The 20,034-nt window shown below is 61.0% G+C and carries 17 protein-coding genes; 9 read left to right on the plus strand and 8 right to left on the minus strand.

Annotated elements, in window-relative coordinates; all coding sequences use genetic code 11:
- Nucleotides 1–98 precede the first annotated feature (98 nt).
- Together xdhC and guaD are read left to right on the plus strand one after the other, a co-directional pair.
- Nucleotides 99–938, plus strand: coding sequence for a xanthine dehydrogenase accessory protein XdhC (xdhC, locus tag JFT66_RS03235; protein WP_034119298.1), 840 nt, complete (start codon nt 99–101; stop codon nt 936–938).
- A gap of 12 nt (nt 939–950) precedes the next feature.
- Nucleotides 951–2,255 (plus strand): guanine deaminase, encoded by a 1,305-nt coding sequence (guaD, locus tag JFT66_RS03240; protein WP_198858738.1) that lies wholly within the window; start codon nt 951–953, stop codon nt 2,253–2,255.
- A 137-nt stretch (nt 2,256–2,392) separates the two neighbouring features.
- On the opposite strand, the gene JFT66_RS03245 is transcribed toward guaD, so the two are convergent.
- Nucleotides 2,393–3,157 (minus strand): GntR family transcriptional regulator, encoded by a 765-nt coding sequence (locus JFT66_RS03245; RefSeq protein WP_017739583.1) that lies wholly within the window; start codon nt 3,155–3,157, stop codon nt 2,393–2,395.
- A gap of 225 nt (nt 3,158–3,382) precedes the next feature.
- On the opposite strand from JFT66_RS03245, the gene JFT66_RS03250 reads away from it, so the two are divergent.
- Entirely contained in the window at nt 3,383–4,573 is a 1,191-nt protein-coding gene (locus JFT66_RS03250) for a benzoate/H(+) symporter BenE family transporter (protein WP_153838171.1), read from the plus strand.
- Nucleotides 4,574–4,609: 36 nt separating this feature from the next.
- Here the strand turns inward: JFT66_RS03250 and JFT66_RS03255 are convergent, their stop codons facing one another.
- Entirely contained in the window at nt 4,610–4,954 is a 345-nt protein-coding gene (locus tag JFT66_RS03255; RefSeq protein WP_003193255.1) for a YggL family protein, read from the minus strand.
- Nucleotides 4,955–5,191: 237 nt separating this feature from the next.
- On the opposite strand from JFT66_RS03255, the gene dacB reads away from it, so the two are divergent.
- Nucleotides 5,192–6,652, plus strand: coding sequence for a D-alanyl-D-alanine carboxypeptidase/D-alanyl-D-alanine endopeptidase (dacB, locus tag JFT66_RS03260; protein WP_198858739.1), 1,461 nt, complete (start codon nt 5,192–5,194; stop codon nt 6,650–6,652).
- A gap of 56 nt (nt 6,653–6,708) precedes the next feature.
- Here the strand turns inward: dacB and JFT66_RS03265 are convergent, their stop codons facing one another.
- Together JFT66_RS03265 and rlmKL are read right to left on the minus strand one after the other, a co-directional pair.
- Nucleotides 6,709–9,132, minus strand: coding sequence for a sensor domain-containing diguanylate cyclase (locus JFT66_RS03265; protein WP_198858740.1), 2,424 nt, complete (start codon nt 9,130–9,132; stop codon nt 6,709–6,711).
- Nucleotides 9,133–9,282: 150 nt separating this feature from the next.
- Complete coding sequence (gene rlmKL, locus JFT66_RS03270) at nt 9,283–11,547, minus strand: bifunctional 23S rRNA (guanine(2069)-N(7))-methyltransferase RlmK/23S rRNA (guanine(2445)-N(2))-methyltransferase RlmL (RefSeq protein ID WP_034120650.1); 2,265 nt, start codon at nt 11,545–11,547, stop codon at nt 9,283–9,285.
- A 532-nt stretch (nt 11,548–12,079) separates the two neighbouring features.
- On the opposite strand from rlmKL, the gene rmf reads away from it, so the two are divergent.
- Nucleotides 12,080–12,295, plus strand: a complete 216-nt coding sequence (gene rmf / locus JFT66_RS03275) for a ribosome modulation factor (RefSeq protein WP_002553055.1) — start codon at nt 12,080–12,082, stop codon at nt 12,293–12,295.
- A 123-nt stretch (nt 12,296–12,418) separates the two neighbouring features.
- Here the strand turns inward: rmf and JFT66_RS03280 are convergent, their stop codons facing one another.
- The 4 genes from JFT66_RS03280 to JFT66_RS03295 form a co-directional block, all read right to left on the minus strand.
- Nucleotides 12,419–13,438, minus strand: a complete 1,020-nt coding sequence (locus JFT66_RS03280) for a quinone-dependent dihydroorotate dehydrogenase (RefSeq protein ID WP_198858741.1) — start codon at nt 13,436–13,438, stop codon at nt 12,419–12,421.
- Between the two features lie 85 nt (nt 13,439–13,523).
- Complete coding sequence (locus tag JFT66_RS03285; RefSeq protein ID WP_034120654.1) at nt 13,524–13,985, minus strand: transglycosylase SLT domain-containing protein; 462 nt, start codon at nt 13,983–13,985, stop codon at nt 13,524–13,526.
- The gene (locus JFT66_RS03290) at nt 13,978–14,361 is read right to left on the minus strand and encodes a winged helix-turn-helix domain-containing protein (protein ID WP_153872674.1); all 384 of its coding nucleotides are present in this window, start codon (nt 14,359–14,361) and stop codon (nt 13,978–13,980) included. Before JFT66_RS03290 ends, JFT66_RS03285 begins: the two co-directional genes overlap by 8 nt.
- A gap of 165 nt (nt 14,362–14,526) precedes the next feature.
- Nucleotides 14,527–14,742, minus strand: a complete 216-nt coding sequence (locus tag JFT66_RS03295) for a FliM/FliN family flagellar motor switch protein (RefSeq protein ID WP_034120657.1) — start codon at nt 14,740–14,742, stop codon at nt 14,527–14,529.
- 358 nt (nt 14,743–15,100) lie between these two features.
- On the opposite strand from JFT66_RS03295, the gene JFT66_RS03300 reads away from it, so the two are divergent.
- From JFT66_RS03300 to JFT66_RS03315, 4 genes are all read left to right on the plus strand, one after another.
- Nucleotides 15,101–16,300 (plus strand): CmpA/NrtA family ABC transporter substrate-binding protein, encoded by a 1,200-nt coding sequence (locus JFT66_RS03300; protein ID WP_198858742.1) that lies wholly within the window; start codon nt 15,101–15,103, stop codon nt 16,298–16,300.
- A gap of 13 nt (nt 16,301–16,313) precedes the next feature.
- Nucleotides 16,314–16,889, plus strand: coding sequence for an ANTAR domain-containing response regulator (locus JFT66_RS03305; RefSeq protein ID WP_034120662.1), 576 nt, complete (start codon nt 16,314–16,316; stop codon nt 16,887–16,889).
- 148 nt (nt 16,890–17,037) lie between these two features.
- Nucleotides 17,038–18,249, plus strand: coding sequence for a nitrate/nitrite transporter (locus tag JFT66_RS03310; RefSeq protein WP_198858743.1), 1,212 nt, complete (start codon nt 17,038–17,040; stop codon nt 18,247–18,249).
- Entirely contained in the window at nt 18,249–19,919 is a 1,671-nt protein-coding gene (locus JFT66_RS03315; protein ID WP_198858744.1) for a bifunctional protein-serine/threonine kinase/phosphatase, read from the plus strand. The genes JFT66_RS03310 and JFT66_RS03315 overlap by 1 nt, the downstream gene beginning before the upstream one ends.
- The last annotated feature ends 115 nt before the right edge of the window (nt 19,920–20,034 follow it).

Here is a 20,034-nt window from a genome sequence, read left to right on the forward strand (position 1 = left end):
GGGGCAAGCCCCCTCCCACCCTTGGAATGCATTTCAAATGTGGGAGGGGGCTTGCTCCCGATGACGGCCGAACTGACAACAGAGATGTTGAGGTGAACATGAACAACTGGATCAGCGCCCTCGCCACCCTGCAGAACCAGGGCGAACCCTGCGTACTGGTGACCATCATCGAAGAGCTCGGCTCTACGCCGCGCAATGCCGGTTCGAAGATGGTGATCAGCGCTGCGCACACCTTCGACACCATCGGTGGCGGGCACCTGGAATACAAGGCGATGCAGATCGCCCGCGACATGCTTGTGCGTGGTCAGCAAAACACCCATCTGGAGCGCTTCAGCCTGGGCGCCAGCCTCGGCCAGTGCTGCGGTGGCGTGACCGTGCTGCTGTTCGAACCCATGGGCCAGGTGCAGGCGCAGATCGCAGTGTTTGGCGCCGGCCACGTGGGGCGTGCGCTGGTGCCGTTGCTGGCGAGCCTGCCATGTCGGGTGCGCTGGATCGATTCGCGCGATCAGGAATTCCCGGAGAATATCCCCCAAGGCGTGCGTAAAATCGTCAGCGAAGAGCCGGTCGATGAAATTGCCGACCTGCCAGTGGGCAGTTACTGCATCGTCATGACCCACAATCACGCGCTGGACCTGGAGCTGACCGCCGCCCTGCTCAAGCGTAATGACTTCGCCTACTTCGGCTTGATCGGCTCGAAGACCAAGCGGGTGAAGTTCGAACACCGCCTGCGTGACCGCGGCTTCGACACCGCGCAGTTGCAACGCATGCGCTGCCCCATGGGCCTCACCGAGGTCAAGGGCAAGTTGCCGGTGGAGATCGCCATCTCCATCGCCGGCGAAATCATCGCCACCTATAACGCCAATTTCGGCCAGCACACTGCCGGCGCCGAACCCATTGCCAAACTGCTGCCGGCTTCGCGCCGCAGCCAAGCTATCTAAGTTGAGATAACCATGCCTTTGACTCGCAAAGCCTACCGTGCCGCCATCCTGCACAGCATCGACGACCCTGCCATCGTTGGCATCGAAGCTTCCTACGAGTATTTCGAAGACGGGCTATTGGTGATCGATAACGGTCAAATCAGTGCACTCGGTCACGCCAGCGACTTGCTGCCGAGCCTGCCCGCCGATATCGACATCACCCATTACCAGGACGCGCTGATCACCCCCGGCCTGATCGACACTCATATCCACCTGCCGCAGACCGGCATGGTCGGCGCCTATGGCGAGCAACTGCTGGACTGGCTCAACACCTACACCTTCCCGTGTGAAAGCCAGTTCGCCGACAAGGCCCACGCCGAGGAAGTCGCGGATATCTTCATCAAGGAACTGCTGCGCAACGGCACCACCACCGCATTGGTGTTCGGCAGCGTGCACCCGCAATCGGTGAACTCGTTCTTTGAAGCGGCCGAGAAGCTCGACCTGCGCATGATCGCCGGCAAAGTCATGATGGACCGCAACGCGCCGGATTATCTGACCGACACCGCCGAATCCGGCTACCAGGAAAGCAAGACACTGATCGAGCGCTGGCACGGCAAAGGCCGCCTGCATTATGCGGTGACGCCACGCTTCGCCCCCACCAGCACGCCGGAGCAATTGACACTGGCCGGGAAACTGCTGGGGGAATACCCCGACCTGTATATGCAGACCCACATCAGCGAGAACAAGCAGGAAGTGGAATGGGTGAAGGAGCTGTTCCCGGAGCGCAATGGCTACCTGGATGTGTACGACCACTACAAATTGCTCGGCGAGCGCTCGGTGTTTGCCCACGGCGTGCACCTGTGCGATGACGAGTGTGCACGCTTGGCAGAGGCCGGCTCCGCGGTAGCGTTCTGCCCGACTTCGAACTTCTTTCTCGGCAGCGGCTTGTTCAACCTGCCGATGGCGGAGAAGCACAAGCTGAATGTGGGCCTGGGCACCGACGTGGGCGGCGGCACCAGCTTTTCGCTGCTGCAAACACTCAATGAAGCCTACAAGGTCATGCAGTTGCAAGGTGCGCGGTTGAGCCCGTTCAAGTCGCTGTACCTGGCGACCCTGGGCGGCGCACGGGCGCTGCGTCTGGAAGACAAGATCGGCACCTTGCAGCCGGGTACGGATGCGGACTTCCTGGTGTTGGACTACAACGCCACGCCGCTGCTGAGCTATCGCTTGAAGCAGGCCAATAACATTGGCGAGACGTTGTTTGTGCTGATGACGCTGGGGGATGATCGGGCGGTGTTGCAGACCTACGCTGCCGGCCAACTCGTGCACCAACGCTGATTCCAGCCACAACACAAAACAAATGTGGGAGGGGGCTTGCTCCCGATAGCGGTGTGTCAGTCAGCCTATCTGCTACTGACACTCTGCTATCGGGAGCAAGCCCCCTCCCACATTTGGTTCCGGGTGAACCTGGGAAACTACAGTTTGACCGAAGAACGCCCCGGCTTCTTGGTCTGCAACAAATGCGAGAACACCGCATGCAAATCATCCGACGCGCTCTCTTCATCGAGGTTGAGCTTGCTGTCGATGTGATCCATGTGATGCATCATCAAGTCCACCGCCAGCACCGCATCGCGGGCTTCGATCGCGTCGATCAACTGGGTGTGTTCATCGTAGGAACAGTGCGAGCGGTTGCCGCTTTCGTACTGGGCGATGATCAGTGACGTCTGGGACACCAGGCTGCGCTGGAAGCTGATCAGTGGTGCGTTTTTTGCCGCTTCGGCCAGTTTCAAGTGGAACTCGCCAGAAAGACGGATACCCGCACCGCGATCGCCGCGCGAGAAACTGTCGCGTTCGTCGTTGACCATTTGGCGCAACTCAGCCAATTGCTCGGCCGTGGCGTGCTGCACCGCCAACTCCGTGATCGCCCGCTCCACCAGGCGCCGGGCCATGAACACCTGGCGCGCTTCTTCGACGCTTGGGCTGGCGACTACCGCACCGCGATTGGGCCGCAGCAGTACCACGCCTTCATGGGCCAGGCGCGACAGCGCACGACGAATGATAGTGCGGCTCACGCCGAAGATCTCGCCCAGTGCCTCTTCACTCAATTTGGTTCCGGGCGCCAGGCGTTGTTCGAGGATCGCCTCGAAGATATGCGCATAGACGATATCGTCCTGGGTTCCGCTGCGACCGGCCTTGCCGGCTCGCGGTTGTTTCTTGAGAGGTTGCAACTGTTCGTTCATGGGCACTCGGGTTTGGAGAACGGCGGCGAAATAAGGTAATACGGCAACGACGCTACGCTGGCAAGTATCGCCTAAAAACAGCGCACATTGTACACAACCGCATGCGCCAACACACTGTACGGCTGTTTGCGGGCCCGGCTGTATCGCAATGAGTCGTTACGTTTGAGTTTAGGCTTGAATCTGAGCCGTCACCGGCAAATCCCAGGTAAGAAGGAACACCTTTCCATGACAGACGCCACCCAAGCGCCCTTGCGCCCGCTGGCCGACACTTCTGCGTCGGCCGTCGTCGCCGGCTTTATCGCCATGATGACCGGCTATACCAGCTCCCTGGTGCTGATGTTCCAGGCCGGCCAGGCTGCCGGCTTGACCACGGCGCAGATTTCTTCATGGATCTGGGCGATTTCCATCGGCATGGCGGTGTGCAGTATCGGCCTGTCGCTGCGCTACCGCACGCCGATCACCATCGCCTGGTCCACACCGGGCGCGGCGCTGTTGATCACCAGCCTGGGCGGCGTGAGCTATGGCGAGGCTATCGGTGCCTACATCACCTGCGCGGTACTGGTGACGCTTTGCGGGCTGACCGGCAGCTTTGAAAAGCTGGTCAAGCGGATTCCGGCGTCGCTGGCGGCGGCGTTGCTGGCCGGCATCCTGTTCAAGATCGGCAGCGAGATTTTCGTCGCCGCGCAGCATCGCACCGGCCTGGTGCTGGGGATGTTTTTCACCTACCTGGTCATCAAGCGCCTGTCACCGCGCTATGCGGTGCTGGCTGCCTTGCTCATCGGCACCGCATTGTCAGGGCTAATGGGGCTGCTGGACTTCAGCGGCTTCCACCTGGAAGTGGCGACGCCGGTATGGACTACGCCGCACTTCTCACTGGCGGCGACGATCAGCATCGGCATTCCGCTGTTCGTGGTGGCCATGACCTCGCAGAACATGCCTGGCGTTGCCGTACTGCGGGCCGACGGCTACAACGTGCCGGCCTCGCCACTGATCACCACCACCGGCCTGGCCTCGCTGGTGCTGGCCCCGTTCGGCTCCCACGGCATCAACCTGGCGGCGATCAGCGCCGCGATCTGCACCGGGCCCCATGCCCATGAAGACCGCAACAAGCGCTACACCGCTGCGGTGTGGTGCGGGGTGTTCTACGGGATTGCCGGGGTATTCGGCGCAACCTTGGCGGCGTTGTTCGCAGCCCTGCCCAAGGAGTTGGTGCTGTCGATTGCAGCGTTGGCGCTGTTTGGCTCGATCATCAATGGCCTGAGTATCGCCATGAATGAGCCGAAGGAACGGGAAGCGGCGCTGATTACCTTTATGGTCACCGCGTCAGGCTTGACGTTGTTTTCCATCGGCTCGGCGTTCTGGGGGATTGTCGCGGGGGTGTTGACGCTGCTGATTCTGAATTGGCGCAAGGCATAAAAAAACGGCGACCTCAGGTCGCCGTTTTTTTTAGTATCACTTAGCCGCGTTGATCGGCTTTTCCGGATACCACACGTCCAGCAGCGGGCTGACTTCAGCCTTGGTCAGCTCGGAACGGGTTTTCAGCCAGGCTTCAACAGCAGCGCGCTGCTCTTCGGAAACCGAGCCACGCTTCTGCAGGCAAACCAGACCGTAGTCATCGCCGCCGACATAGCCCAGACCATTGGCTTCCATGGCTTCTTTGATGAATGCTTCGAGGAAAGCGTCGATAGCTTCTTCACTCAGGCCTTCGTTGAAGTCCAGGTTCAGTTCGAAACCCAGCTCTTGAAATTCATCAACGCACAGTTTTTTGCGCAGACGCTGGGAACGGTTAGTCGCCATTGGAACAATCCTCATAAGTAATAACGGGCGGCACTTTAGCAGTTTAAGGCAGCGATTGCCCGACTCTCTGGGACCAGCGGGCAAATGCCGGGCAAAAAAACCGCGATTAGCAGCTATCGTTCAGCTACAAGTGGTTCCAGCTTGGGGCATAATGCCGACACTTTCGTGACCAATGAGGGATTTTCTTCCATACCCCTCGTCTTTTTCACCCTCCTCAGCAGTAGGGTTTTACTTCTTATGATCAAATCTTTACGTTCAGTGTTATTCGCCGGTTTCCTGTTGCCACTGGCCTTCTGCGCCACTGCCGCCCCCATCAACACCACCCTGCCACCCAGCGTTGCTCAGGCCCTGCAAAAAGCCAAGCTGCAAAACACCGCGCTGTCTTTGGTCATGCTGCCGCTCAACGGCCCCGGCACCCCCACCGTGTTCAACGCCGACGTCTCAGTGAACCCGGCGTCCACCATGAAGCTGGTGACCACCTACGCGGCCCTGGAAATGCTCGGCCCCAACCATCAGTGGAAGACCGAGTTCTACACCGACGGTACCCTCAGCGGCGGCGTATTGCGCGGCAACCTGTACCTCAAGGGCGGCGGCGATCCCAAGCTGAACATGGAAAAACTCTGGCTGCTGATGCGTGACCTGCGCGCCAATGGCGTGCAGCAAGTCACCGGCGACCTGGTGCTGGACCGCAACTTCTTCAACCCGCCGCAATTGCCCGAGTTCAATGACGACGGCAACGACGAGAACAAGCCGTTCCTGGTCAAGCCCGACGCCTTGCTGGTCAACCTCAAGGCCCTGCGCTTCGTGACCCGCAATGATTCGGGGCGAGTGATCGTGTCGGTCGAACCGCCGATTGCCAGCATTCGCATCGACAACCAAGTGAAAGTCAGCAACGCCAAGCAATGCACCGGCGATGTGCGCTACAGCCCGGTGACCGCCGCCGATGGCAGTGTGACCGTAACCGTCAGCGGCCAACTGGCGGATGGCTGCAGCTCGCAGACTTACCTGTCGCTGCTCGACCACGCCACCTACACCGCTGGTGCCGTGCGTGCAATCTGGAAGGAACTGGGCGGCACGATCCAGGGCCGTGATATCCAGGCGCCAGTGCCCAAGGATGCCAAAGTACTGGCCCGTGCCTTCTCGCCGGACCTGGCGGAAATCATCCGCGACATCAACAAGTACAGTAACAACACCATGGCCCAGCAGCTGTTCCTGAGCCTGGGTGCACAGTTTCGCAACGACGCCGATGGCGACGATGCCAAGGCCGCGCAACGCGTGGTGCGCCAGTGGCTGGCCAAGAAAGGCATCACCGCGCCGCACCTGGTGATGGAGAACGGCTCCGGCCTGTCCCGCGCCGAACGCGTCAGCGCTCGCGAGATGGCGGCCATGCTGCAAGCAGCCTGGAGAAGCCCCTATGCGGCGGAGTACATCAGCTCTATGCCGATCGCCGGCACCGACGGCACCATGCGTAAACGCCTGAAAACCACCGCCATGCGCGGCGAAGCCCATGTGAAGACTGGCACCTTGAACACCGTGCGTGCCATCGCCGGGTACAGCCGCGACAACAATGGCAATACTTGGGCCGTGGTGGCGATTCTCAACGACTCGAAACCCTGGGGAGCTTCGTCGGTGTTGGACCAGGTGCTGCTGGACCTGTATCGCCAGCCGAAGACGGTGGCAGCCGCGCCGGTCCTCTAGCACATTTGAGCACCGCAATACCCTGTGGGAGCGGGCTTGCTCGCGAAAGCGGTGGGTCAGTCAACCTCAATGTTTGCTGGGCCGACGCCTTCGCGAGCAAGCCCGCTCCCACAGGCCTCCACCCGGTCCCTGCCCGCCTGCTTGGCCACATACACCGCCGAATCGGCGCGCAGCAGCAACCCATCGCTGCCTTCATCGATCCGCCAACTGGCCACGCCAAAACTGGCGGTGACGATACCGACCGGCTCCATCGACGTATCGCGCAGCGACTGCCATAACTGCGTCGCCAAGCTGTATGCCTGGGTGCCATCGGTGTTGGGGCACAGCACCGCGAACTCTTCCCCACCCAGCCGGCAAAACACATCGGTGCGGCGTAGGCGCTGGCCTATACGCCTGCACAATTCCTGCAACACAGCATCGCCCACAGCGTGGCCGTGCTGGTCGTTAATGCGCTTGAAGTGGTCTACATCGAGCATGATCAGCGACAGCGCCCCAGAGATACGGTTAAGCCGGAGCATCTCGCCCTTGAGACGATCCTGGAAATAACGCCGGTTGTAGATACCCGTCAGGGAGTCGGTGATCGACAGCGCCCGCAGCTCCTCCTCGACCCGCTTGAGATCGGAGATATCCGATACATAACCGTGCCAAAGCGTACCGCCTCCCGGTAACTCCTCCGGCGTAGCTTCGCCGCGAATCCAGCGCAGTCCTCGCTGAGGCAACTGCACGCGGTACTCTTCGCGCCAATGGCTCAATTGCAGCGCCGATAAACGAATCGAAGCACGCACGCGTTCGACGTCCAAGGGGTGAATGCGCTCCAACACCTTGCCCGCATCCTGCTGCAACACGCCAAGCTCAATTTCATAGATATCGCGCATACCTTCGCTGGCGTAGATGAAACGCCAATTGTCCGGCGGCTCGAGGGTGAACTGGAAGATCCCGCCAGGCACATGAATACTGAGTTTCTTCAACAGCCGGTCCCGTGCGGCCAGAGCCTCATAGGCGCGCTTTTGCTGAGTGACATCCAGGTAAATCGCCAAGTGCCCGACCCACAGGCCATAGTCATCCAACAGCACGGTCGCCAGCATGTTGACCGTCAACTGGCTGCCGTCCTCGCGCACCAGCGTCCACTCACGGGCTTCATGTTGGCTATCAGGGCTTTCCACCAGCATCGCCTGGCTCGGCGGGATGCGCTTGCCTAACGCCAGACTTAAAGTCACCGCCCGCGCTTCGAGCTCCGCGGCCATGTGCAGGCTTTCCAGGGTCAGGTGGCCCAGCACCTCTTCGGCCTTGAACCCCAGCATCTGTTCGGCGCCGGCATTGAAGGTATTGACCACACCGCGCAAATCCGTGGCGATGATCGCCACTTGAGTTGCCGCATTCAACACACTGCGCAATTGCCCATGGGCCCCACGCAACTCCTGCTCACGCGAGCGCAACTGCACGGTGCGCTGCTCCACCAGTTTCAGGGCGCGCTGGCGCTGGCTGACCAACACGTAGAGCAGCGCACTGAGCAAGACACTGAACAGCACGCCCATGGCCAGGATGGTGTGCATCGAGGAATGGTTGGCCTTGTCGAACACCTCGCTCGCACGCAGGCTCAGGGCATAGACATGATCACCCAGGGTGAGGCGGCGCGCAGCGGTCAAATCGCTGTTGCCCACGGCGTTACTGGACGCATACAACACCCGTTGCCGGGTGTCAGAGGTGTCGACGATCTGCATCACCAGGTTGTCCCGGTTCGGCCGGGGCAAGCCATCGGCCACCAACTGGCGCATGCTGATCACGGCCATGACAAAACCGTAGGGCTTGGTACCGGCGACTTTGCTCACAGGCGCCACCAGCAGCACGCCCGCCGCATAGGCAGGCTCCACACCCACCAGTTGCATGGGTTGTGAAACCGCCAGCTTACCGCTTTGTTGTGCACGTTCCAGGGCCGAGCGGCGCAGGGGCTGAGCCAGCAGATCAAAGCCCAAGGGCGAGCCCAGCAAGCTTTGCGTCTGGCTGTAGAGCACCGGTACATATTCATCGCGCTCGGAGGCCGACGCCAACACACCTGCCGCATTCAGTTCACGAATGTTGAAAGGGACGCCACGCTGGCGGGATATTTCCTGCTCAAACAGGCTGCGCTGCTCGCGGAAAATCCGCGGCGCCCAGGCATAGGCACGCGCATGCAACAACAAGGGTTGGGCGAAACCGTCGAACTCGGCACGGGAAACATCGCCGGAATTGACGAAGAAACGCTGCAAGCTACCCAGGCGTTGCTCCTGGTCTTCAAAGCGTTCCTGAATGCGGGTGTAGCGTTCGTTGACCAGCAACTGGAATCGCTGGCGCACCTGCTGCTGATACAGGTCGGCAGCCGTCCACGCGACAATCACCGTCAACGCGCTACCCGTCAATAACACCACCAATGCCACCAGCCAAGCCGATGCCTGCTCACTGATAAAACCAAGGATTTTCGGGCGAACAGCTTGCATCGGCATAGGCAACACTCACAACGCCAGCGTGCGGGGGGTGTCACTTTGGCTAGGGCTTAAGTTATAGCCATTGGCCGGGTGTTTGACCAGCCTAAAAACTGTGGGGGCTTATTGTGGGAGAGGTTGCCCCCTCCCACATTGGACACTCGCGGGCAATCAGCGCGCAGTGATTTTCCAGGCCCGATGGATCTTCGCATTGCGCGCAAAATCCGGGTCGATGGTCTTGTCGCTGATTTCCTCGACCGCATAACGTTCGCTGAGGTTGTCTTCCAGCTGGAACTTGCGGAAGTTGTTCGAGAAGTACAACACCCCACCCGGCGCCAGGCGGGCCATGGCCAGGTCGAGCAACTGCACGTGGTCGCGCTGCACGTCGAAGATACCTTCCATGCGCTTGGAGTTGGAGAAGGTCGGTGGGTCGATGAAAATCATATCGAACTCATCGCGGCTCGCTTCCAACCACGCCATCACGTCACCCTGCTCCAGGCGGTTCTTGTCAGAGAACCCGTTGAGGGAGAAATTGCGACGCGCCCAATCCAGGTAGGTCTTGGACAGGTCGACGCTGGTAGTACTGCGTGCACCGCCCTTGGCAGCGTGCACACTGGCGGTGGCGGTGTAGCAATACAAGTTGAGGAAGCGCTTGCCCGCCGCTTCCTTCTGGATACGCATGCGCATCGGCCGGTGGTCGAGGAACAGGCCGGTGTCCAGGTAGTCGGTGAGGTTGACCAGCAGCTTCACGCCGCCTTCGCTGACCTCGGTGAATTTGCCCTGGGCGCTCTGGCGCTCGTATTGCTTGGTGCCGCTCTGACGCTCACGACGCTTGACCACCACGCGGCTCTTGTCGACGTTCAGTGCCTGGGGAATCGCTGCCAGGGCATCGAACATACGGGCCGAGGCTTTTTCCGGGTCGATGGATTTTGGCGCGACGTATTCCTGTACGTGAACCCAATCGTGGTACAGGTCGATGGCCATGGAGTACTCAGGCATGTCGGCGTCATACACACGGTAGCAATCCACACCTTCACGCTTGGCCCATTTGCCCAGCAGCTTGAGGTTCTTTTGCAGGCGGTTGGCAAACATCTGCCCGCCTTCGCTCAAGCGCGCCTGCTCGACTACCGGCGCCGGGGCTGGCTTGATCGGGTTGCCGTTCTTGTTGTACTGACGCTCTACCGGCTCGGTCGGCGCCTGATCGTAAGCGGCTTGCTCACGTTCGGCCTGGCGCTGTTCCGGGGTGCGGCGCTCGCCCGTGACGAACTGATCCGGGTTGACCTTGATCAACAGCAATTTGCACGGCAACGCGCCGTTCCAGAACGAATACTGTTTGTGGCTGCGAATACCCATGCGCTTGCCCAGGTCCGGCGCGCCGGTGAACACTGCGGCTTCCCAGCCCATGCAGGCTTGGCGCAGGCGCTCGCCGAGGTTCTGGTAGAGGTACAACAGACTGGCTTCGTCACCCAGGCGCTCGCCATAGGGCGGGTTGCAGATCACCAGGCCTTTCTGGTTCTGGTCCGGGCGCGGCTCGAATGTGCCGACTTCGCCTTGGTACACCTTGATCCAATGGCTCAGGCCGGCGCGCTCGATGTTATTGCGCGCCGGTTGGATCAGCCGTGGGTCAGCTTCGTAGCCACGCACCCACAACGGTGGCTTGTTCATGCCGATGGCCGCGCGCTCGGTTGCCTCGCTGTGCAGCTTCTTCCACAGCGCCGGGACGTGACCCAGCCAGGTGGTGAAACCCCACAATTCACGGTTGAGGTTGGGGGCCATGTCGGCGGCGATCATTGCGCCTTCGACCAGGAAGGTGCCGACGCCGCACATCGGGTCCGTCAGCGCGCCGCCTTCGGCCGCAATGCGTGGCCAGCCGGCACGGATCAAGATTGCCGCCGCCAGGTTTTCTTTCAATGGCGCCGCGCCCTGCTGCAGGCGGTAGCCGCGCTGGTGCAGGCTGTGGCCGGAAAGGTCCAGGGACAGGATCGCTTCGCCACGGTCCAGGCGCAGGTGAATGCGCAGGTCCGGGTTGATCTTGTCGATGGACGGACGTTCGCCAGTCGGGGTGCGCAGCTTGTCGACGATCGCATCCTTGACCTTCAGCGCGCCGAAGTGGGTGTTGTCGATGCCCGAGCCGTGACCGCTGAACTCCACCGCCAGCGTACCGTCGGGGACCATGTGATCGGCCCACTCGATATCCAGCACACCGTGGTAGAGGTCTTCGGCGTCCTTCATCGGGAAGCGCTTGAGTACCAGCAGCACGCGGTTGGCCAAGCGTGACCAGAGGCACAGGCGGTAGGCGGTCTCCATGTCGGCCATGCCGCGTACGGCCGAGGTGTGCTCGCGGGCTTCTTCAAGGCCAAGCCCGACGGCTTCCTCGATCAGCAGGCCTTCGAGACCCTTGGGGCAGGTGAGGAAGAGTTCAAAACGGTCCGACATGGGGCATTCCAGGCTTTTCAGCAATAAATGAACGGGCGACGCATCGCCGGCTCGGTTTTTAATCAAGCACTTTTCTTGAAGAGTGCTCGCGTGGCACGAATGTGCCGTCCCACCCCGCGTTCCGGGCCGTTGAGCCTTGATTGACGGGGCAGATAAATAATTTTGTGCAACAAAAGGAAATATTCAGACCCTTCGTCGAATAATAACCGACTGCAACAAGCGGGTATTCTCACGAAAGGATTAAACCCTTCCTCTTTGCAGGGCACATCATAGCGGGCTTTGCCCAATAAAAGGGGCGAAAAGCCATCCCAGCTTATGGCTATAGCATCGTTATCGTTACGTGCTTATGACAAAACGATCATTGAATACATGTGACCTATTGGTTAGAACTCAACACAGGTTGGCGCCGTAACGACGCCGACACATCGGCTCGCCACGCCGGCAGCGAGCCCACCAACGGCAGAAAAACTCTGCCCGGCCTTGGACAAGGCCGAAGGATATCTAGACAGTCAACAAGTGAGGGAAACACCCTATGAGAAGACTTAAGCGTGATCCGTTGGAAAGAGCATTTTTACGCGGATATCAATATGGCGTTCATGGAAAATCCCGTGAGCTTTGCCCATTTACTCTACCGTCGGTACGCCAAGCCTGGATCAACGGCTGGCGAGAAGGACGCGGCGACAACTGGGACGGTATGACTGGCACTGCGGGTATCCACAGACTCAACGAACTTCACGCCGTCGGCTAATCAGGGCATTTAATTCCGACACACACCTTTGAAATTGTAACGACTTAACCACGCGCGCCCCATCCGGGCGGCGGGCTTCGGCCCAGGGGCTCCTTTATGGAGCCCTTTTTATTGCGCAGATTTTCAGCGCAGGGCAGCGATGGCATCCACCGACTGGCGAATCAACGCCGGCCCTTTATAGATAAAGCCGGAGTACAACTGCACCAGGCTGGCGCCAGCCGCGATTTTCTCGGCTGCGTGCTTGCCTTCGGTAATACCGCCCACCGCGATGATCGGCAAACGCCCGGCCAACTCGGCCGCCAGCACCTTGACGATATGGGTGCTCTTGTCCCGTACCGGCGCGCCCGACAGGCCGCCCGCCTCGTCACCATGGGCCAGGCCTTCGACGCCCACGCGGCTGAGGGTGGTGTTGGTCGCAATCACCGCGTCCATTCCCGAATCCACCAGGGCCTGGGCCACCAGCACGGTTTCTTCATCACTCATATCCGGGGCAATCTTGATGGCCAGGGGCACACGCTTGCCGTGACGCACCGCCAGGTCTTCCTGGCGCTGACGCAAGGCTTCGAGCAGTTGCTTGAGGGAGTCACCAAATTGCAGGCTGCGCAGGCCCGGGGTGTTGGGCGAACTGACGTTGACGGTAACGTAGCTGGCGTGCGCGTAGACCCTGTCCAGGCAGATCAGGTAATCATCCACCGCACGCTCCACTGGGGTGTCGAAGTTCTTGCCGATGTTGATACCGAGGATGCCCGTGTATTTGGCCGCTTGAACCCGCGACAGCAGATGATCAACACCGAGGTTGTTGAAGCCCATGCGATTGATGATCGCCTCCGCTTCTGGCAGGCGGAAAATGCGTGGCTTTGGGTTGCCCGGCTGCGGCCGTGGGGTCACGGTGCCGATTTCGACAAAGCCGAAACCCAGCTGTGCAAACCCATCGATGGCCGCGCCGTTCTTGTCCAGGCCAGCTGCCAGCCCGACCGGGTTGGGGAAGTCCAGCCCCATCACCGACACCGGCATCTTCGCCGGTGCCTTGCATACCAGGCCATTGAGCCCCAGGCGGCCACCGGCACCGATCAGGTCCAGGGACAGATCGTGGGAGGTTTCCGGGGAGAGTTTGAACAACAGCTGGCGGGCCAGGGTATACATGGGCGGGCTAGACTCGGATGGCGGCGAAAGGTGGCGGTGATTATAGCCGGGGTGGCGGCCTGCACGCGAGGCGTGCTACCCGATCTCATTGACGCTGCGAAACCAACGCTTCGTAACGCACCCAGATCTTTTCGGCGTACCGCAGGCGCAACGCCTCACGCTGAGGCCCGGCCCCCGGCCCGACATTGTAGGAACCCACTGCCGTCCAGTTGTAGCCAAAACGCTGGATAAACTCGGCAAGAATCGAGGCGCCTACCTCCACCGACAAGCAAGGCTCGTTCAACAGCCGCTCTTCGGTAATGCCCTGCTTGAGCAAACGGGGCAGGTGGATGCTGTTGATCTGCATCAGGCCGATGTCACGCGTGCCATTTCGGTTGGTGTGGTTCATCGCCTGCGCACGGTACCCCGACTCGACTGCGGCAATGGCCTGCAGCAACTCCGGTTCGAGGTCGTAACGAGTGGCCACCTCTTCCCAGCAGTAGGCCAACGCCCGGTTGCTGCCCATCAGTAGCATGAGCAACAGGCCTTTGCGCCATAGCTTACACATTGCTGGCCTGACCACAGCGGGGGCACACGTGAACGACTGCCCTTGGTTGATTACCCGCCCGTACCGGGCATGTAAAGCGATAGCCCTTGCCATAAATCGTCTTGATAAACCCTTTGTCGGCCCTCAAGTGCTTGCGCAGGGAATAAATACAACGCGTCAGTGACTCATCGGCCACCTCGCCCCGGGACCAGGCCAGCTCCAGCAAACGGTCCTTGGTCATCAGTGTGCCACCGGAGGCCAGCAGCAATCGCAGCACATGCCCTTCCTTGGGTGGCAACTGGATATCCGAATCTGCGCCCGTCAACCGGCCATCACCATGCAGGGTCCAGCGAGCGAAGACCAGGGCCGTCGTCGATTCATCAGTCACGACGGCCATACGCACCTCTGCATTCGACTACTAACATTCACATCCTTACTTTCCGAACCGGCTCACCTGCCAATGGCACGACTATAAAAAACCGCCCGATGACTCGCGTTAGGATAAAGCCCATTCAAGCGCCCTTTTTTGGCAACTGCCGGTCAGACAATTCGCTGGCTACCCTTATCGAGGCAGCCATTCCTGATAAATCTCCTGCAATTCAACCCCGAGCCGGTCTTCCAACTGCACCAGCTCACCTAACGCCATCAGTTGCCCATTGACCCGCACCTCCACACATTGGGTGACTCCTGGATCCAAGGGCAGCACCTTCCCCGGTGCGAACGCGGCCAAACGCTTGCGACTGATCAATTGCTCCTGCAGCAGTATTTCCAGGTGCATGGACAAACGCCTTTTTCAGGGAGGGAACTCAAGGTCCGTTCGACAGCACGGCACATAGCAGCCTGCTGCACAGCCAGCGGCAGTTCTTGGTTGCGAGGGGTTCAGCATGCACCGTGGGTATTCCTGGCGGTCTGGCCTGAAGAAGCGGCCATACTGCGAGGCGCACGAGGTTCAATCATGATGAAAAGTTGACGGCGAACTGTACCGCCCCGCCCATGGCATGTGCCTTGCTATGCACTCTGTATCAGGCTCGCACCAACGGCGGCGCAAGCCTACGGACATCGGCGTCGTCCCCTGCAATGGCCTGTAACGCCAGCCCGGGGAACGGCGCTTTTTTTTTCAGAAAAGGCAGGTATTGATGAACGATCCGCTGGCTTGGGTAAACGGCAGCGATGCCCCGGAAAAGAGCAGCCTCGACCTGGGATTCATGGCCCTGACCGATTGCGCGTCGCTGGTGGTCGCCGCTACCCAGGGCTTCGCTCAACCCTACGGCCTCACGCTGCACCTCAAGCGCCAATCGTCCTGGGCCAACCTGCGCGACAAGCTGGTCAGCGGTGAACTGGACGCCGCACACAGTCTCTACGGGCTGATCTATGCCGTGCACCTGGGCATCGGCGGCATCGCGCCCTGCCCCATGGCGGTGCTGATGGGGCTGAACCAGAATGGCCAGAGCATCAACCTGTCCCACGGCCTGCAAGAGCAAGGGATGGTCTCTCCTGAAGCATTGGAACGCCACGTGCACCAAAGCCGGACAAAACTGACCTTCGCCCAGACGTTTCCCACCGGCACCCATGCCATGTGGTTGTACTACTGGCTGGCGAGTCAAGGCATCCATCCGTTGCTGGATGTAAACAGCGTGGTCGTGCCGCCACCGCAGATGGTTGCGCACCTGCAAGCCGGGCGCATCGACGGGTTTTGTGCCGGCGAACCCTGGTGTGCCAGCGCAGTAAAGCAAAACCAGGGGTTCACGTTGGCGACCACCCAGGCGATCTGGCCGGATCATCCGGAAAAAGTCCTGGGCTGCACCCAAGCCTTCGTCGACGCGTACCCCAACACGGCCCGCGCGCTGGTGATGGCGATCCTCGAGGCCAGCCGGTTTATCGAGCAAGGCCGTGAAAACCGCCGCTCCACCGCGCAACTGCTCAGTGCCCGTGAATACCTCGACGCCCCAGTGGACTGCATCGAACCACGCCTGCTGGGCAACTATGACGATGGCCTGGGCAACCAGTGGCAGGATCCTCACGCACTGCGCTTTTTCGCCAATGGCGAGGTGAACCTGCCCTACCTCAGCGACGGCATGTGGTTCATGACCCAGTTCCGGCGCTGGGGCTTGTTGCGTGAAGACCCTGACTACCTGCGCGTCGCCCGACAAGTGCAGCAACTGGCGCTGTATCGCCAGGCGGCTGATGCGCTGGGCATCTGTGCCGCCGACTCGGACATGCGCAGCAGCCAACTGATCGACGGCAAAACCTGGGACGGTTCCGACCCAGCCGGCTACGCCCGCAGCTTTCGCCTGCATGCCCTGGCCGATGACGCCAGCCGCCAAGCGCTGCGCTGACAGGAGCACGATGATGCTGCGAATCCTGTTGATCAACGACACCCCGCGCAAGGTCGGGCGCCTCAAGGCCGCACTGACCGAGGCCGGCTTCGAGGTGATCGATGAGTCTGGCTTGACCATCGACCTGCCTGCACGCGTCGAAACGGTGCGCCCGGACGTGATCCTGATCGATACCGAGTCACCCGGCCGTGATGTGATGGAGCAAGTGGTGTTGGTCAGCCGCGACCAGCCCCGGCCCATCGTGATGTTTACCGATGAACACGACCCGACCGTGATGCGCCAGGCGATCAAGTCCGGGGTCAGTGCCTATATCGTCGAAGGCATCCAGGCCCAACGCCTGCAACCGATCCTCGAGGTAGCTATGGCGCGCTTCGAGAGCGACCAGGCGCTGCGCGCCCAATTGCAGGCCCGCGACCAGCAACTGGCCGAACGCAAACGCATCGAATTGGCCAAGGGCCTGTTGATGAAAATGAAGCGTTGTAATGAAGAGGAGGCCTACACCCTGATGCGCCGCCAAGCCATGAGTCGCCAGCAGAAACTGATCCAGGTCGCCGAGCAGATTATTGCCATGAGCGAGTTGCTCGGCTGATCTGGCTCAGCTCTTGCTAAGCAATCCTCACAGGTAGCCAACGGCGGTTGCCCCTCCCCGACAAAGACGTCGCCCACCCGGTTTGCCCATCGCGAACCCGGTGGCGGCGTTTTTTTGTTTTGGCCCCCTAGAACCGTTGAGGTGCGTGATGAAATCAAGCTTCTGGAAATCCGGGCACACCCCGACCCTGTTTGCCGCGTTCCTGTATTTCGACCTGAGCTTCATGGTCTGGTACCTGTTGGGCCCATTGGCTGTACAGATTGCCGCGGACTTGCAACTGACCACCCAACAGCGTGGCCTGGTGGTGGCCACGCCAATCCTGGCGGGCGCGCTGCTGCGCTTTCTGATGGGCATGCTGGCCGACAAGCTTTCACCCAAGACCGCCGGGCTGATTGGCCAGGTGATTGTGATCGTGGCGCTGTTCTGCGCATGGAAACTGGGGATCCACAGTTACGAGCAAGCCTTGCTGCTGGGCGTGTTCCTGGGCATGGCCGGCGCGTCCTTTGCGGTCGCCCTGCCCTTGGCGTCCCAGTGGTACCCGGCGGAGCACCAGGGCAAAGCCATGGGCATCGCCGGTGCCGGTAATTCCGGCACCGTATTCGCCGCCTTGCTGGCCCCGGTGCTGGCGGCCGCGTTCGGTTGGAGCAATGTGTTCGGCTTTGCGCTGATTCCGCTGGTGCTGACGCTGATCGTGTTCGCCTGGCTGGCACGCAATGCCCCTGAACGACCTAGAGCCAAATCCATGGCCGACTACTTCAAGGCCCTGGGCGACCGCGACAGTTGGTGGTTCATGTTCTTCTACAGCGTGACCTTCGGCGGGTTTATCGGCCTGGCCAGCGCCCTGCCCGGCTACTTCAACGACCAGTACGGCCTGAGCCCGGTGACTGCCGGTTACTACACTGCCGCCTGCGTGTTCGGTGGCAGCCTGATGCGGCCATTGGGCGGCGCCCTGGCGGACCGTTTCGGCGGGATCAAGACCCTGCTCGGCATGTACAGCGTGGCCGTGATCTGCATCGCGGCTGTGGGTTTCAACCTGCCCAGTTCCTACGCGGCGCTGGCGCTTTTCGTCTGCACCATGCTCGGGCTTGGTGCCGGTAATGGCGCGGTATTTCAATTGGTGCCGCAACGTTTTCGCAGTGAGATCGGCGTCATGACCGGCTTGATCGGCATGGCCGGTGGCATCGGCGGCTTCGCCCTCGCGGCGGGCATGGGCGCGATCAAACAGAGTACCGGCAGTTATCAACTGGCCCTGTGGTTGTTCGCCAGCCTCGGTGTGCTGGCCTGGTTCGGCCTGTATGGGGTGAAGCGGCGCTGGAGAACCACCTGGGGGTCGGCCGCCGTGACCGCCGCACGCGTCTGATGAGCCTGCAATTGAGCGTCGCCCAGGCCAGTGCCGTCGGCCCACGCAACGAAAACCAGGATGCGCTGCGGGTGGTCACGCCCCTGGCAGAACTGGCGACGAGCAAAGGCTACCTGTGTGCGCTGGCCGATGGTGTCAGCCAATGCGCCGACGGTGGCCTGGCCGCACGCTCGACCTTGCAGGCCCTGGCCCTGGACTACTACGCCACGCCGCAGACCTGGGGCGTAGCCCAGGCGCTGGAGCGCCTGTTGCTGGCGCAGAACCGCTGGTTGCAGGCCAATGGCGGCGGGCAACCGTTGTTGACCACGCTCAGCGCCCTGGTGTTTCGCGGCCGGCGTTTCACCCTCGCCCATGTCGGGGATTGCCGGGTGTATCGCTGGCTCGCCGGCGAGTTGCAACGCATCAGTGAAGACCATGTGTGGGAACAGCCGGGCATGCAGCATGTGCTCAAGCGCGCCCTTGGCCTGGATCAACATCTGGTGCTGGATTTCCTCGACGGCGAACTGCGCGAAGGCGAGTGCTTCCTGCTGCTCAGCGACGGAGTGTGGGCCACGCTGGGCGATCACAGCATCGCTGCAATCCTGCGTGAGCAAAGCGACCTCGACCTGGCCGTCCATACTCTGGTCAACGCAGCACACTTGGCGGGCAGCCAAGATAATGCCAGCGCCTTGCTCGTGCGCATCGACCAACTCGGCGCCGCCACCCTCGGCGACGCTCTGGTGCAGTTGCAACAATGGCCACTGCCGCCCCCCCTGAAAGCCGGGCAAACTTTTGAAGGCTGGCAGGTGGAAAGCGTGCTGGCGCAAAGTCGGCAGTCATTGCTGTATCGGGTCCGCGACGACCAGCGCCAGCCATGGCTGCTCAAGACCTTGCCCCTGCGTCATGACGACGACACCGACGCAGCCCAAGCCCTGTTGTCGGAGGAATGGTTCCTGCGCCGGGTCGCCGGCCGGGCCTTTCCTGAAGTGCATGCCGCCAGTGGCCGTCAGCATTTGTACTACGTGATGCGCGAATACCCAGGGCAAACCCTGGCCCAACTGTTCCAACAACAAGGCCCGCTGCCACTGGCGCAATGGCAGACCATCGCCGAGCGTTTGCTGCGGGCAGTGGGCCTGCTGCATCGCCGGCAAATCCTGCACCGCGACATCAAGCCACAAAACCTGCTGCTCGGGGAGGATGGCGAACTGCGTGTACTGGACTTCGGCCTGGCCTACTGCCCCGGCCTCTCTGAGGACCGCGCCCACCTGCTGCCCGGCACCCCGAGTTTTATCGCGCCCGAAGCTTTCGGTGGCGAGCGGCCTACAGCGCAACAGGATTTGTATAGCGTCGGTGTAACCTTGTATTACCTGCTGACCGGGCATTATCCCTATGGCGAAATCGAAGCCTTCCAACGCCCGCGTTTTAACCAGCCCGTCAGCGCCAGCCGCTATCGCCCTGACCTGCCAGATTGGCTACCTCACAGCCTTGAGCGCGCCGTAGCCGCCCTGCCCGCGCAACGCTATGAAACGGCTGAAGAATGGCTATTGGTACTGGAACAAGCCGACCGCCGCGAGCTGAGCGTGCGGCCGCGACCTTTGCTGGAGCGAGAACCGCTGAAGGTCTGGCAAACCCTGGCGATGGCTTCGCTGCTGATCAATCTGGTGCTGCTGTACTGGCTGCTGCACCACTAACGGGCAAAATCCGCCCGCTCTCTCTAAAAAACCCAATAAAACTGGGGGTATGGAACTTGGCACACCTGCTGCATTAGCTCTTTCAACAACTCACATACAGCCATCCCTTCAACGT

The organism is Pseudomonas sp. MF6755 (assembly GCF_016405635.1).
Classification (GTDB): domain Bacteria; phylum Pseudomonadota; class Gammaproteobacteria; order Pseudomonadales; family Pseudomonadaceae; genus Aquipseudomonas; species Aquipseudomonas haemolytica.